General features: G+C 41.7%; 13 protein-coding genes. 1 reads left to right on the forward strand and 12 read right to left on the reverse strand.

The window, feature by feature from the left end; all coding sequences use genetic code 11:
* Positions 1–4 precede the first annotated feature (4 nt).
* The 6 genes from recJ to OCV61_RS13620 all read right to left on the reverse strand — a co-directional run bounded on the left by recJ (position 5) and on the right by OCV61_RS13620 (position 8144).
* Positions 5–1717, reverse strand: a complete 1713-nt coding sequence (gene recJ / locus OCV61_RS13595; protein WP_158422256.1) for a single-stranded-DNA-specific exonuclease RecJ — start codon at positions 1715–1717, stop codon at positions 5–7.
* A gap of 63 nt (positions 1718–1780) precedes the next feature.
* Entirely contained in the window at positions 1781–4204 is a 2424-nt protein-coding gene (gene secD / locus OCV61_RS13600; RefSeq protein WP_158422257.1) for a protein translocase subunit SecD, read from the reverse strand.
* A 55-nt stretch (positions 4205–4259) separates the two neighbouring features.
* Positions 4260–5627, reverse strand: a complete 1368-nt coding sequence (scfB, locus tag OCV61_RS13605) for a thioether cross-link-forming SCIFF peptide maturase (RefSeq protein WP_262583022.1) — start codon at positions 5625–5627, stop codon at positions 4260–4262.
* Between the two features lie 157 nt (positions 5628–5784).
* Complete coding sequence (gene scfA, locus OCV61_RS13610; protein ID WP_015524633.1) at positions 5785–5925, reverse strand: six-cysteine ranthipeptide SCIFF; 141 nt, start codon at positions 5923–5925, stop codon at positions 5785–5787.
* Between the two features lie 98 nt (positions 5926–6023).
* On the reverse strand, positions 6024–6374 hold the full coding sequence (locus OCV61_RS13615) for a TIGR04086 family membrane protein (RefSeq protein ID WP_158422258.1): 351 nt from the start codon (positions 6372–6374) through the stop codon (positions 6024–6026).
* A 51-nt stretch (positions 6375–6425) separates the two neighbouring features.
* Positions 6426–8144 carry a hypothetical protein gene (locus OCV61_RS13620; protein ID WP_158422259.1) on the reverse strand — a complete coding sequence of 573 codons (1719 nt, stop codon included), beginning with the start codon at positions 8142–8144 and terminating at the stop codon, positions 6426–6428.
* A gap of 416 nt (positions 8145–8560) precedes the next feature.
* Here OCV61_RS13620 and OCV61_RS13625 point away from each other — a divergent pair, with 416 nt between their 5' ends.
* Positions 8561–9865, forward strand: coding sequence for an HlyC/CorC family transporter (locus OCV61_RS13625; protein ID WP_158422260.1), 1305 nt, complete (start codon positions 8561–8563; stop codon positions 9863–9865).
* Between the two features lie 64 nt (positions 9866–9929).
* Here the strand turns inward: OCV61_RS13625 and OCV61_RS13630 are convergent, their stop codons facing one another.
* The 6 genes from OCV61_RS13630 to OCV61_RS13655 all read right to left on the reverse strand — a co-directional run bounded on the left by OCV61_RS13630 (position 9930) and on the right by OCV61_RS13655 (position 14353).
* Positions 9930–10499 (reverse strand): YdcF family protein, encoded by a 570-nt coding sequence (locus OCV61_RS13630; protein ID WP_330382947.1) that lies wholly within the window; start codon positions 10497–10499, stop codon positions 9930–9932.
* A 107-nt stretch (positions 10500–10606) separates the two neighbouring features.
* Entirely contained in the window at positions 10607–11362 is a 756-nt protein-coding gene (locus tag OCV61_RS13635) for an N-acetylmuramoyl-L-alanine amidase (protein WP_158422261.1), read from the reverse strand.
* A gap of 51 nt (positions 11363–11413) precedes the next feature.
* Positions 11414–13042 (reverse strand): recombinase family protein, encoded by a 1629-nt coding sequence (locus OCV61_RS13640; RefSeq protein WP_005428627.1) that lies wholly within the window; start codon positions 13040–13042, stop codon positions 11414–11416.
* Positions 13043–13121: 79 nt separating this feature from the next.
* On the reverse strand, positions 13122–13244 hold the full coding sequence (locus OCV61_RS13645; RefSeq protein WP_002323371.1) for a hypothetical protein: 123 nt from the start codon (positions 13242–13244) through the stop codon (positions 13122–13124).
* A 421-nt stretch (positions 13245–13665) separates the two neighbouring features.
* Entirely contained in the window at positions 13666–13914 is a 249-nt protein-coding gene (locus tag OCV61_RS13650) for a helix-turn-helix domain-containing protein (RefSeq protein ID WP_004613734.1), read from the reverse strand.
* Position 13915: 1 nt separating this feature from the next.
* The gene (locus OCV61_RS13655; RefSeq protein ID WP_158422262.1) at positions 13916–14353 is read right to left on the reverse strand and encodes an RNA polymerase sigma factor; all 438 of its coding nucleotides are present in this window, start codon (positions 14351–14353) and stop codon (positions 13916–13918) included.
* Between the last annotated feature and the right edge of the window lie 59 nt (positions 14354–14412).

Consider the following 14412-nt stretch of genomic DNA (forward strand, 5'->3'; position numbering starts at 1 on the left):
CCGGTCAACAATAATTCTGAATGATCACCTGAAGTGTTTCCCTGCCCTGATACCGATTGATCTCAGGATAATAAGTAACAGATATCTTATCTCTTGCAGACAGGAAATCCATAAACTCAGGGATATTGCCGAAATAAACCGCTTCTATCACATAGCCCTGTTCATCCATCAACTGAAGCTTTGTCACATTATGATTCTTCCCGATTACACGTGAATTTATTGCCTTCACATTTTTCTGGGCAAACAACGGCTTTGTATTTCCTTTTCCAAAAGGTTCCAACAAAGACAGCTGTTCTACCAGCTTCGTGGAAATATACGAAATCGGCATTGGCACATCAATGATAACCTTAGGAATCAGATCCTCCTCTTTCAGATTACACTGTTCATTCAACCTTTTTCGCAGCAAAGAAACATTTTCCTCTGGAAGAGACAGACCTGCTGCCATAGGATGTCCTCCATATTGATCCAGCAGATCCCCACATTTCACTAATTCCTCAAACATTGAATACTGTTGGATTGACCGTCCGCTGCCCTTTACTCCTTTTTCGCCCTTTGTAAGTACAAAAACCGGCCGGTTATATTTTTCCCGAATCCTCCCTGCAATGATTCCTGCCAGGCTTTCGTGGCATTCCGGCAGATATACTACAAGTATAAGATCCTTTTTCAGATCTGTATTTTCGATCAGCTGTATCGCCGCATCCTTTCCTTTTTCTGTTAATGCCTTCCGGCTGTCATTTAATGCCTTCAAATCTCCGGCCAGCCTGGCTGCCTCGCCTGCATCCTCGCATTGAAGCAGTCGTAAGGACCTGGCTGCTGTATCAAGCCTGCCGCTGGCATTAATACAGGGGCCAAGCACAAACCCAATGTGATAAGAAGAAATCCTGCTTCCTTCCAGTCCTGTTACACGGATCAATGCCTGAAGGCCTTTGTTTTTTGTATATGGAAGACGTTTCAGTCCTTCCTTCACCAAAATCCTGTTCTCACCCTGAAGATCCATTACGTCTCCAACCGTAGCAATAGCTGCCAGTTCCAGAAACTCTTCTTTTTCAGTTTCCGGAATATGACTGTCATCATATAAAGCCCAGATCAGCTTCATGGCAACCACAGCGCCGCACAAATTCTTATTCGGATAGGGGCACCCTGGCTGTTTCGTATTGATCACAGCATCTGCCGGTGGAAGAATATAGGTTTTTTCTCCATTGTCTTCAATAAAAGGGACCTCATGATGATCCGTAACAATCACCGTCAAGCCTTTTTCTTTTGCAAAGCCAATCTCCTTTGACGCTGCAATCCCATTATCGCAGGTAACGATGGTATCAACCCCGTCCTCCAGTGCCTTGTAGATCAACGGCATATGGATCCCATAACCATCCGTGATACGGTCAGGAATATAAGTATCCGCCCTTGCCCCCAATCGTTCCAGGCCTTTGATCAAGATATACGTAGCAGTCACTCCGTCAATATCATAATCACCGATAATACGGATTTTCTTTTTTTCCCTGATCTTTTGCTTCAATATGGAAGTTGCCTCTTTCATTCCTTTTAAAAGTTCTGGTCCCGGAATATCCTGAATGGTTCCCCGCAAATATTCCTGTATGGCTTTTGCACCAGTTACATCTCGGTTGCGGATCAGCCGGGCGATCACAGGATCAATATCGAATTGTCTTCCGATTTCCTTAAAATCTGCTTTTTTCGCAGAAACAAACCATTTTTCCATGTAACTTCTCCTGCACATAAGAAAACGGGGCAGACCCAAAGGCCTGTCCCGAACTTTCTCTATTTATTCATTCTTATTGCTTTCCTGCGCATTATTAGCCGCTTCCTGAGCTGCCAGACGTTCCTGGACTCTCTTACGGTTTTTCTTTTTAGGCTGTGCAGGATCAGCTTTTGGTGGTTCCTGTTTGGAAGGCTTTTTCGCTGTAGTTTTCTTAGGTGCTGATACCTTGGAAGCTGTTACAGCTGCAGGCTGAACCTTTGCCTTTCTCCAGTGTCCTTTCATTGTCAGCCACAGAGATCCTGTAATACATACAGAAGAATATGCTCCGCAAAGGATACCAACCATTAACGGTGCTGCAAATTCTTTCACAGAAGAAACACCCATCATATAAAGCACTGCTACCATGATAAATGTGGTAAGGGAAGTATAGATACTTCTTGTAAGGGTCTGGGTAATACTTCTGTTAACAACCTCTTCAATATGATCCGGATTCTTGCTTCCGTGAAGATTCTCACGGATACGGTCAAAAATAACGATGGTTGCATTAATGGAATAACCAACAATAGTCAGCATGCAGGCAATAAAAGTATTACCTACAGATGTTCTGGAAATTGCATAGAAAGTAAGCACAACCAGCACATCATGAATCAATGCAAGTACCGCACTGCCTGCAAAGCAGATATCCTTAAATCTGAACCAGATATACAGAAGCATCAGAATCGCAGCAACAATGACGGAAACGATGGCATCTCTTCTCATCTCATTGCTGACAGTTGCTGAGATGCTCTCTGCAGAGATCAGAGAATCATCAACACCGAATTTATCTACAAGTGCTTTATTTAATGCTTCACGCTCTTCAAGATTCAGGGAACGTGTTTTGATCGTTACCTGATTAGTACCAACAACCTTGGTAGGCTGAACATTCTTGTCACCTGTAACCTTCTCTACTACCGGAGTCACTTCAGAATCGATCTGGCTGATATCCATATCCTCGTTAAAGGTTACAGTAGTAGAAGTACCGCCTGAGAACTCAAGGCTGTAATTTAAAGCCTTGTGGGAAGTTTTGCTGAAAATAAACATTGCAACAAAACCTGCTAAAATAATAACCAGTGAAATTGTAAAGAAAAGCTTTTTCTTTCCAACAAAATTGATCGGCTTCTTTTCCATGGTCTGTCCATAGAATTTGGGATTATGAATACCAACTGCGTATAATGCATTGATCACGATCCTTGAAACAACCAAAGCCGTAAACATGGAAATTACAATACCAAGCGCCAGTGTATAAGCAAAGCCCTTAACTGTACCTGTACCAAGCTTCATCAGCACCAGTGCTGCAAGAAGTGTGGTAATGTTACCGTCAAAGATGGCAGAAAATGCTTTGGAGAAACCAGCCTTAATAGCACTTCTGACGGATGTTCCGGCACCGATCTCTTCACGGATACGGGCATAAATGATAACATTGGCATCCACTGCCATACCTATACCAAGAATAATACCTGCAATACCCGGAAGCGTAAGAGTGATATCAAAGGCATTTAATGTAATAAGCATTGCTGCGGTATAGAATACAAGGGCAATACCAGCTACCAAACCTGGGATCCTATATGCAAGGATCATAAACAGGATAACGATCACAAGACCAATGGCACCTGCGATCACGCTGGTAGAAATCGCTTTCTCTCCAAGCTGTGCTGCAACCACGCTGGATTTCATCTCTTCCAGCTCCAGGCTAAGGGAACCGATACGGATGTAAGAAGCAAGCTCCTGTGCCTCTTCTACGCTCTTCTGTCCATTGATCTCTGCCTTACCACCGGTAATGGCCTCATTTACAGTTGGTGCACTTAAGATCCCATTATCATAAACAATAGCGATCTGTTTGCCTACGTTTGCTTCTGTAGCATCTGCAAACTTTTTCTTTCCTTCATCTGTAAGGGTCAGGTTTACAACATATTCCTTTGTTCCTGTATTCTGACGCTGAATAGCACCACCAGTAGCATCAGCTATATCTGTTCCCTCAAGAACAACACCATTCTGCTTCCGGATCTCATCCAGATCTCTTGTCAGGCTGTATCCGGTATCACTGTTAGCATCATACTGGAAGTTATTTTCCCCGTCATCACCAGTCTGCTGGATAAAACAAAGAGAACCTGGCTTGCCCAGTTCTTCCAGAATTGCATTGGCATCTGTAACACCAGGGATCTCAACATTGATACGGTCGCTGCCTTCCTGGTATACCTGTGCCTCTGTACTGTACTGTTCCACACGTTTCTGCAGCTTATAAACAGTATCGTTCATATCTTCGCTGCTTGGGTTGCTTTCTTTTGCTTTGTATGTAATGCTGACACCGCCTGCCAGATCAAGACCAGTCTTGATATTCTTGGCTGAACCGGTTCCTGTAGGTCCAAATCCAACAGCTGCTGTAAAACAGAACAGTCCTGTCAGGATAGCTACAAGAATCAGCACTACAACGCCTCTTGATTTCTTCATTGTTCCTGTCCCTTCTTAATTTAATTTTGTAGCTGTCGTATAGGTCTGCAAAAGATCATTCTTCTGCAAGGGCAGCCTTTATCATGATAGCACACTCCACACGCTTCCTCTGGAGCTGGCATCCGATTTCATAATTACCATTAATGTCTTTCTGGAAATGATAGGCATTTGCTGCACATCCGCCACTGCAGTAAAATCTGGCAAAACAGTCTTTACATGCTGGCTTTGTATATACATTGCATTTAGAAAAATCCTTCTGGATCTGTGGCTTTACAATGCCCTCATCCACATTACCCATCAGATATTCTTCTTCACCTACAAACTGATGGCACGGATAGAAATCTCCCCAAGGTGTGACTGCAAGGTACTCAGTACCTGAACCACAGCCTGAAAGCCGTTTATACACGCAGGGGCCTCCTGTAAGGTCGATCATAAAGTGGAAGAAGTTAAATCCTTTTCCTTCTTTTTCCCTTTTTATCATTTCCTTTGCAAGAAGATCATACTCTTCCATGATCTGTGGCACATCCTCCGGGCGGATAGCATAATCCTCATCCTGAGCTGCCACTACAGGCTCCACAGAAATCTGCTTAAAGCCCAAATCTGCCAGATGAAGTACATCCTTGGAAAAATCCAGATTATAATGGGTAAATGTACCTCGGACATAATACTTGTCCTGATTTCTTGATTCTGCAAACTTTATAAACTTGGGAATCACCAGATCATAGCTGCCAGCTCCCTTGCGGAAAGGCCGCATATGGTCGTGGACTTCTTTTCTTCCATCCACACTCAGTACCACATTGCCCATTTCCTTGTTGCAAAACTCCATAACCTCATCATTCAGCAGTACACCGTTGGTGGTAAGCGTAAAGCGGAATTTCTTGTTATAAAGAGCTTCCTGCTCTCTGCCGTACTTCACCAGATCCTTCACAACCTGCCAGTTCATTAGCGGTTCACCGCCAAAGAAATCCACTTCCAGATTATGTCTGGATCCTGAATTGGCAATAAGGAAATCCAGGGCCTTTTTCCCTACTTCAAATGACATAAGTGCCCTGCGTCCGTGATATTCTCCTTCTTCAGCAAAACAGTAACGACAGGCCAGATTACAGTCATGTGCAATATGAAGGCAAAGTGCCTTTACTACAGTCTGTCTGTTATTGGTAAATTCATCAATTACATTTTCATAAATATCCTTTGTGAAAAGCATGCCTTCTTTCTGAAGCTTCTCACACTCAGCAACCGATGTGCGGATCTGTTCCTCAGGGAAGCGGTCATTCAGCTTCTCACTGATCTGATCTGCATCCATCCCCTGCTCCAGATAAGGTAATACTTCATAAGTAACCTGATCTACAACATGAATGCATCCGCTGTTGATATCTAATACAATATTGTAACCGTTGCTTTGATAACGGTGAATCAGACTCATTTTTCTGACGTCCTTTCTATTTTTATCCACACATTGTCAGCACAAGCAGGAATAAGCAGCGGAAATCATCCCGCTGCTTACTTTCACTTTCACAGCAAACTGCTATGGCATCCAATGTGATCTGCTGCCTATACAGCTTCTCATAATACGCCAGGTCTTATTTATGCTCGCAGCTCTGATTTCCTACTGTACAGGAAGTCTTACATGCAGACTGACAGGAAGTCTGGCACTCTCCACAGCCGCCCTTTTTTACAGTATTCTGAAGATTCTTTGTATTTAATGTTTTAATATGCTCCATCATAGGATCCTCCTTATGTAAATTCTCTGGTAAGTATAGCATAGATTCATACATTTTAAAAGTCTTTTTTGTAAGGTTTTCAATTGTCCACTACAGGGTCAGGACAACATCCCGCCAAGAGTTCCGCCGCCCAGGCACAGAAAAAACGTAGTGATCATATGTTTCATTGTCATATCTGGTTTCCCACCTGCCAGGACAGAGACCATCAAAAGCAAAAAGAAATAACAGCTTCCTACCAACAGTCCCCACAGATATTTTTCTTTTCTCAGCATTTTTCCAGCCCCATATCCACCGGTCAGGCAGGCTAATATGTACGCTGCAAGGATTCCTGCCCGAACTGCTTTTTCTGACAGGTCAAACGAAAAAAGTGCCAGTGCAAGAAACAATAAAAAAACACCTGTAATACCGTAAGCAATCAGCAATGATTTTAAAACAGCCTTCATTTTCATAAAAACAGCCCTCCCATGAACATTATATGGAAGGGCTGTGCAGAATATTATTTAATTGTTCTTCTTTTTCTTCAAAACAACAATAAGAATCACCACGACCGCTGCTACAACAACCAGGATCACAAATGTACCTACCGGTGTATTATCGCCGGTACGTACCACCCCAGTTCCATTTACAGAACCGGAACTATTCTGACTGACGGACTGTCCTGATGCAGCCGGGCTGTTATTCCCTGTTGCAGAACTGTTATCTGTGGAGGTGCTATTATTTACAGTTGTATTTGATGTATTACTGCCTGTGGTACTGCCGGTATTCACCCCACTGCCTGTGGTACTTGCAGCAGACTTGGTAGGAACAGCTGTTGATGCAGGCTTAGGCGTGGAGGTAACAGATATCGTACCTCCGGAATAACCGTCTTCTGCAATATTCTCTCCAATCAAAGGCTTGCTTCCTGCAATTCCAAATGGACTGAAAGAATGAGTACTGAAGATCATAGTACTTCCGTCAACACTTGGCACAATGGTCTCCATGGCTCCATTGTCAAGAAGATGTTCAATGGTATATTCGTATCCTGCTTTAACAGGAACTGTTACACTGATGTACTGTCCATCCGGAATCTCATACTTAGAATCTGTTTTAAGATTCCACAACTCAAACTCATAGGATCTGAAAATGGCAGCCTCATCTTCGTTAGTAAACTGATAGGACTCACCACTGGTAACCCTGAACTGTACATACCAGGGAAGCTCAATACCTGAAACGGAGATGCCTGCGCAGCTATGGTTCTGTACAGCACGCTCTGCCTGCTCCTCCGGTGTCAGCGTATCCTCTGCCTCGCTGGGACGATCGTCCTGTATAGGCTCATTGATCTGGTCAAAAATATTATCTGCATCCTGATCCTGTGAAGGCTGGCTGTCCGGTGCTGCCGGATCAATGGTATCCGGTGCAATAGAAGGAACCGTATCCGGTGCTGCCGGATCAACATTCCCCGGTGTCACAGAAGGAATAGTATCTGGTGCTGCCGGGGCAACAGTTCCCTCCTGTACTCCTGGTTCTGTGGGCTGTGAAGCATCAGGTGCTATTGTCACTTCCGGTACTACGGAAGGATCCTGTTCAGGCAATACTGCAGGAGCTGTGGGTTGCTGCTCTGCAGAAGGGATCTGAGTTGGCAGTGTTTCCTGTCCCGTCTCTCCTTCCGGCGTTACAGAAGGAACTGTACCCGGCTCTCCAGGTGTATCCGTTGCTGCCGGTGTCTGGCTTACCTGTGGATCATTAGAAGCTGCTTCTCCTTCTGTATATCCAGGATCTTCTTGTTCGCCATTATCCTGTCCGCACTCTGTATTCTCCTGATAGCCTTCATAATCTTCGTAATCGTTCTCTTCATCTCCGGTATAATCCTCCCCGGAAATACTGCTGACTACAACAGTAACCTTTCCTTTTAAAACTCCGTCTTCCGCATCCCAACCGGACATATAAGACAGATCAACAGAATCATATGGTTCAAATTCTACCTTACAGCTCTGAGTCCGCTTGGTAGGAACATAAGAATCATCTACCCAGTATAAAGTTCCATATTCGCTGGATGGTAAAGAAACATTAGAAAGCTCTGTAGGTTCATCTATAGTCACATTGTCAGGGATCAAACTGCTCTTCTTAATTGAAGATGACTGATATCCAGCATATACAGAATAAATCTGCCCACCTGCCAGTGACATCGAAATCGCTGCCGCAGCTAAAATAGCAATACTTTTTCTTTTCATTTTTTTCATTTCAGCACCTCTGTTATTATTTATATATCAAATTTTCATTCTTTTGTAATGTTTGTGTAATAATTTGTTTTAAATTTTATCAGCATGATTATATCACAATTCTTCTTTTTTCGACACCCCCTATTTATATTTTTTTCCTCATCCACTTTTCCTTGCTTTTTTCATAAAAATACTGTATATTTCTTTTCAAGTCAAAATCGTACTCCCACTGAGTTCAAGAATGCCTCGGCATTCTTGCTGCGAGGTGTGCGTCATGCAATTGCATGACATACTTCTCCTGCGCACCTCTGCAATCCTGCCGGAGGCTATATCAGCTGGGGGATTGACTCCCAGCTGATATATCTCTTATCACTCACCATTATAGAAGCGGGAGTCTTCTCGACTGTGATCAAAATTTAAAGGAGCGTGAATATATTTTGGATTCTGGTGTCCCTATACAGATAACTGCAATCATAATTCTGATTGTACTGTCTGCCTTTTTTTCATCAGCAGAAACAGCAATGACAACAGTAAATAAGATTCGTATCCACTCCCTTGCCGAACAAGGGAATCGACGGGCGGTCACATTAGAAAAGGTGATTGCCGACACAGGCAAACTGCTTACCACTGTTTTAATAGGAAATAATATTGTTAATATTTCCACCTCTTCATTGGTGACTACTTTAACGATCCGCGTTTTCGGAAATATCTATGTGGGCATTGCTACCGGTATCCTGACTCTGGTGATTCTGCTTTTTGGTGAGATCACGCCAAAAACCCTGGCTACTCTACATAACGAGAAGCTTGCCCTGGCCTATGCCCGTCCTATTTTTTTTCTGATGATCGTTCTGACACCGATTGTTTATGTAGTAGGCAAGCTAGCCGCAGGGATCATGTTTCTTCTCAGAGTAGATCCAGATGCAAAACCACAGCAGATGACTGAGCATGAGCTGCGTACTCTGGTAAATGTAGGCCAAGAGGCTGGTGTGATTGAAAATGAAGAAAAACAGATGATCTATAATGTGTTTGATTTTGGGGATTCCACAGCCAAAGATGTTATGATTCCCAGAATTGATATGACCTTTGTGGATGTAAATGCATCCTATGATGAATTAATGGATATCTTCAAGAAGGATATGCACACACGCTTTCCAGTTTATGAAGACAATACAGACAATGTGATCGGTATTATTAATGTAAAGGACCTGATCCTTTATCCAAAGAAAGATGATTTTTCTGTTCGTGAGCTTCTTCGTGAGCCTTACTTTACTTATGAATATAAAAGAACTGCCGATCTGATGCTGGAAATGCGTAAGGCATCTGTGAATCTTGCCATTGTACTTGATGAATACGGTTCTACTGCCGGGCTTGTCACACTGGAGGACCTGTTGGAGGAAATTGTTGGTGAAATTCGTGATGAATATGATGAAGATGAAGAAGAAGATCTGAAAGAACTTCAGCCAGGTCGTGAATACGTAGCTTCAGGCTCAGCCAAGCTGGATGATATCAATGAAACCCTTGGCACTCAAATGGTATCTGAAGATTATGATTCCATCGGTGGTTATATTATTGAACAGTTGGACAGCCTTCCAACAGAAGGACAGTCCGTCACATTGGACAGCGGCATCCGTCTGGTAGTTGACAAATTAGATAAGAACCGTATTGAGCTGGTCCATATCTGGCTTCCCCCAGCTTCCTCTAAAGATACTGATCCTTCAGAAGCCGAATCCCTTTTGCATTAAAATCCAATTCAATATGAAAGTCCCCTGCCCTGGTTGTAAAACCATAAGCATGGGGACTTTTTATTTAGACCATAAGCTGGAACTGCAATATGATCCGAGTCACTTCTCCAGTGACTGCCCGGATCCCTTCTTCAGTATCTTTCCAGTTTTCCCGAGTGATCCCATCCGGACAATCTGCACATACATAAAACTTTGTATCCGGATACAGCATTTGATAATACATCAAAGCTCTTCTTGCATGATAACTTTTACAGCAAAGAATTGCTTTTCTTATTGTAAGGCCAAGTCCATCTGTTACCTTTCTGGAATAAATGGCATTTTCATAAGTATAAGTAGCTTTATCTTCCTTAAGGATTGCATGATCCGGAACATGATTATGCATCAGCACATCCTTCAGAAATTCCCATTCAGTATCATACTTCCTGTTATAGTCCTGTTTTGAGGACAACACTCCTGAAAAATGCCCCATCACAACACTGTACTTTCCGCTTGGCAGTATATGCGGTGCATACCCTTCCATGTAAAGTCTGGCTGCATGTTCTGCCATTTCCGGATATCCGTTACCTGGAATAAAAATAATATCTGCTTTTTCTGGAATATCTTCTGCAAAAACAAAATCTCCTATCGTTTTCATAAATTCATCCAACATAACTGTACCTTTCTGTTCATTTGTATTTGTAGGTATCATGGCTGGGGACTGTACCCTGCACATCATTTATAAAGATTATACCATTTTTCAGTTCATTTCGTCACGATCAATGTACTATAGCCATCCTCCCTCAGCCGCTGTTCCATACGGATGGCATTTCCAAGCTGTTGATATGCTCCCACCTGTACCTTAAAAAGATCTCCATCCCACAGTATATATGCAGGATAACCACGGTCTAATAATTGGTACAGTAATCTATCTGCATTTTCACGGTTTCGAAATGCTCCTGTCTGTACCCGGTAATATAACGGATTTTCTGCGTCTGTTTCATCCAGCGTTCCAAGTATGGCATCTGCAATTGCCTGTGGGATATCCTGCTTCTTTTCATCATAAAGGGTATTGTCTTTTTCTGAATTAATAAAACCTGTTTCTATCAAAAGTGCGGGCATCTTTGTTTTTCTGAGTACAACCAGTCCCGGCCGCTTTTGAACACCAATCTCCCGAAAGCCCAATTCTCCTAAAGCCCCTACAATATTCTGTGCCATCTTATACTTTATACCGCTTTTATTATATACCAGAACCTCCACTCCCTGATATTGATTAGCTTGGGGACTGCTATTCCTGTGAAAAGAGATAAAATAATCCACATCCGCTTCATTTGCCTGTTTTGCCCGTTCAAACGGCGTAAGATATTCATCCTCTGTTCTTGTATATAAAACCTTTACCCCATTCTTTTCCAGGATTTTTCCTACTGCCTTTGTAAGTGAAAGATTATCATCCTTTTCCTGTCTGCCTTTATAAACTGCGCCAGGGTCTGAACCTCCATGTGCTGGTTGTAGTTTACGCAAATTGTGATATGTATTCCCCAGTATATATGGGGAGTTAGAAATGTATTGAGATTAGATAGCCTTTTTCTCCAAGTCCTCACAGTAAACGCTTGAAAATAAATGTTCCAGCTCATTTCCGAAGTTGTATGAGATTTTAAGTTTGCGGTTTTCATAAACTGTTATCTGGTCTATCATTTCCACAATAATATCTCTGTCTAATTCTTCAATGTCTTTCAGTTCCAACAACCGCCTTAACCACGGTGTTTCAAAAACATCTTCTGTTACACTTTCCTTTTTCTTTTCTTCCAGCGTTTCAATCTGTTTGGAGTAAAGTGTTTCTTTTTGTTGATAGTCCTCTCGATAAGAAAGAAATTCTTCTTTAGAAATCAGTTCGTCTTTGTAATCTTCATAAATTGACTTTTTCAACTTCTTCACTCTTTCAAGCTCTGCTTTTAACTTTGTCAGTTCTATGTCTGTTGATTTTCTGATTTTTGTTGCTGTGAAAGATTGTGATTTTACAAGTTCCTGCAAGTTCTCTACATTGCGGATAATCTGCTTTAAATCTCCCAGCACAATATCATTCAATACTTGAAACGGGAGCGTGTGCGGAGTGCAATAATCTTTTCCACTTCTTTTGTAAGTTCCACAATAGAATGAATAGGACTTACTTCCGTCAGCACGTCGCCAGAAATTTTTCATCATTGCCCGACCACAATCGCCACACTTGATAAAACCTGCAAAGATATTTTTATTTGTTTCTAAATCAATATCCCTATGTTTTTTCGTCAGCAGTTTTTGTACCTTATCCCACAGTTGACGGTCTATAATCGGTTCATGTGTATTTTCAACCCTTATCCAGTTTTCTTTTTCAACTGGACGCTGTTTGCTTCTCATACGTTGATGTTTCTTTCCTTGTACCATATTTCCAATATAAAGCTCATTTTGTAACATCACTTTAATCGTGGAATACGTCCAATAAGAAGTTTTCTCTAAACGGTTGCAATTTTTGTAATTTTCGCCGTTGAGCTTTTTATATTCCGACGGACAAAGAATACCCTCTGCATTTAGTATTTTGGCAATGCTTTGTTTTCCTATTCCTTGTGCATACATAGTAAATACTCTTTTTACAACTTCGGACGCATATTCATCAATCACAAGTTTATTTTTATTTGCAGGAGATTTCTTATAACCATAACTTGTAAAAGCTCCGATAAATTCCCCTGCTTTCTGCTTTGATTTTACAGTCGCTTGAATTTTATTAGAAATATCTCTGGCATACTGTTCGTTGAATATATTTTTAATAGGAAGTAACATATCGTATGCCTGCTTCATACTATCAATATTATCTGTTACAGAAATAAAACGAACATTAAGCTCTGGAAATATTCTTTCCAAATATCGCCCCGTATCAATGTAATCTCGTCCGAAACGGGAAAGGTCTTTTACAACAACACAATTTACCTTGTTATCTTCAATGTCAGCAATCATTCTATGAAAGTCTGGTCTATTAAAATTCGTTCCCGTAAAACCGTCATCAATATAAACATCATATAGGATAAAGTCATCATGCTTGTTCACATATTCTGTTAAAAGTTTTCTCTGATTTCCTACACTATCGCTTTCTTCCTTATCTCCGTCCTCTCGTGATAATCTGATATAAATAGCCACGTTAAATAAGTTTGAACCTTTTTGATAAATCATTTTTCCACCTATTCAACTGCCGTACCTATGATAATATTATACCATAAAGTACGGCTTCTTTCCATTGTTTTCAAGGGTTTTACCCTCTTGATAGTCCTTTTTTTACATGAGATTTCACGATACGGACAAGCAATTCCTCTACGGAAAATTTACCTAAAAATTCCCGTTCTACGATATATTGTGCAGGTTCTTTTTTAGCCAAGTTATCAGCCCCCTTAGTCAGCTATCTATTCTCAACATACGCATATAGGCTTATCCAATATGCGTATTTTTCACAATGTTACAGAAGCAGACAGACGGCTTTGGAAAGCTCCGTTAGTATCTCAACTATTCCCATTCTTGTGGGCAGAACCGCACCATGCGGACGTATCATTATTCTGTGAGGATAGGTCGTGGCAAAACGACTTTTCCAACAGTCGCTCTCGGATCACTGCGTGGGTCGCTCGCTTTCTTTTGAAAAGGTCGTGGCGTACAGTCCCCGTGGCTCGCTATCTCACAAACGTATCTGTCTGCTTTATTCAGTTGTCAAAGAGCTGTGGCGAAAGCGTGTTGCTTTCATGTAAAAGCAGGGGCAGAGCAGGAAAGAGGGGATTGAACAAATCATGCTCTGCGGTTACTGCTTGTTATTCTTCTTCGATTTCTAAGGCAATATCAAACCCTAAAATCATTTTAATAAGTGCTTCTCTGATAAGTCCCTTTAACTCCATATCTACAACAATATAAACATTGCCGTATTCATCATAGAGTGGACGCAGACAGCACTTTGATATGTACGGGTCATAAAATGCCAGTATTTTTTCAATCGCTTTTTCGTCCCCGTCCATTGCCTGCGAAAGCAAATAGTAGGACGGCTTCTTAAATGTTTGCTTCATTTTACTGCTTCTCCTTTAGTATTTTTTTCATAGTTTCTAAAGCATGATGTCGGTTTTTAAATACACCGCTTTGCGTAATCTTTTGCAAGTTGGCAATTTCACTTTCTGTCATTTCCAAGAAGTAATACATCAACAGAGTATTTCTCTTTCTTTCTGGAAGTTTCTTCAAGGCTTCTGCCAGCCCATCATCAAGGACACGAATATCAATGCCACATACTGAAAAGATTGTATAATCTGTTTCGTAGTCGTCCCACACAGCAAAATTTTCAACGAAAATTTCTGGAAGTTCACAGAATGGAATTTCTTTATCTTTTCGTCGTTTCAATCCTTGCTGGTAGTCCTTTACAACATGACGGACAACTTTCTTCAAACAACTTTCAAAGCGACATTGAACTGTTTTCTGGAAGTCAGTGCAAATTACGCTCAAACGGAATGCCAGTTCCGCTACTGCGGAACGGCTATTCCATTTTTAACGGTACGAAGTACCGCTAGATGATA

The sequence above is a fragment of the Blautia ammoniilytica genome, from assembly GCF_025566965.1.
GTDB classification, from domain to species: domain Bacteria; phylum Bacillota; class Clostridia; order Lachnospirales; family Lachnospiraceae; genus Blautia_A; species Blautia_A ammoniilytica.